The organism is Bradyrhizobium sp. P2_E8 (assembly GCF_056403875.1).
The window spans coordinates 1-1,343 of the sequence record NZ_JBFUES010001446.1 but is presented as its reverse complement, the minus strand read 5'-3'; the positions used below and the strand labels follow the sequence as shown (position 1 = coordinate 1,343).

The window sequence follows — 1,343 nt, the reverse complement described above, 5'->3', positions numbered from 1 at the left end:
TTGAGCATGATCTTTTCGGAAAACCGCTGCACACTTTTCCGGATCATGCTCTAAGAAAACGATATGAGCGAGACTTTCACGAGCGTGCCCCAGGAAGAAGCCGGCTTTCGCGAGCGTACGCGGCTGTCGTTCGAGCTCGACGCCGACATCTGCGTGATCGGGGCAGGGCTTGCCGGGCTCTCCATCGCGCTGGAGGCGGCCCGGCTCGGGGCCAGCGTCGCGGTGCTCGAGGGCCGTCATATCGGCTGGAACGCCTCCGGCAACCAGCTCGGCACCGTGATGCCGGGCTTTGCGCTGCCGCTCACCGAGCTGATCGAGCGCATCGGCTTCGAGGACGCGCGCGAATTGTGGACGCTGTCGAAGGAGGGCGCCGAGTTCGTCCGCGCCAACGCCACCGAAGAGAACATGCCGGGAATCACCCCGAGCGACGGCGTGCTCGAGGTCTCCAACGTCGATACCGGCGACCGGTTGATCAGCCGGTTGCAGATGCTGCACGAGGATTTCGACACCGATGTCGAGGGCTGGCAGGTCGATCGCGTCCGCGAGGTGCTCAAGACCGATCGCTACTTCCACGGCGTCTACTATCCCAGGGCATTCCAGGTCGACGGCCGCAAATATGTGCACGGCCTTGCGGCGCTGGCGCGGCGGGCCGGCGCCCGCATCTTCGAGGATACGCCGGTGGTCAGCATCGACCATTCCGGCATCCGCAAGCGGATCGTCACGCCGTCGGCGCGGCTGCGCGCGACGCACATCGTGCTTGCCGGCAACATTCATCTCGGCGCGCCGTTGAGGCGCCTGTCGGAGACGCTGCTGCCGGTCTGGCGCTATGCCGGCATCACCGCGCCGCTCGGCGAGCGCGTGCACGAGATCATCGCCTTCAAGGGATCGGTGATGGATTCCGACGGCGTCGATCATTTTCGTATCGTCGACGGTGACCGGCTGATGTGGGAGAGCCCGGAGACCACTTGGGCCGCGCGGCCGCAGCGCTTTGCAGGCAGCGTCGGGCGGCGGATCCGGTCGATCTTCCCCCAGCTCGGCAATGTCGAGATCACCGAGATGTTCGGCGGCGCCACCGGCCAGACCGTGCACGGCATGCCGCAGATCGGCCAGTTGCGCAAAGGCCTGTGGGTGGCGAGCGGGTTCGGCCGCCAGGGCATGAACACCTCGGCCATGGCCGGGCAGATGATCGCGCGCAGCATCCTGTGGGGCGACGAGCGCTGGCGGCTGTTCTCGCCGTTCGAGCTGGTCTGGGCGGGCGGCGCGACCGGACGGGTCGCGGGTCAACTGGTCGGGATCTGGGGCAGGACGAGCTCCGCCGCCGCCGGCACGCTCGCCCGCTACCG

Annotated in this window: 1 protein-coding gene; it reads left to right on the top strand. The window is 67.3% G+C overall.

What is annotated here, in order from left to right:
* Positions 1-63 precede the first annotated feature (63 nt).
* Positions 64-1,343 (top strand): NAD(P)/FAD-dependent oxidoreductase (locus AC1D00_RS41275; RefSeq protein WP_477014662.1); only part of this gene is annotated, 1,280 nt, incomplete at its 3' end.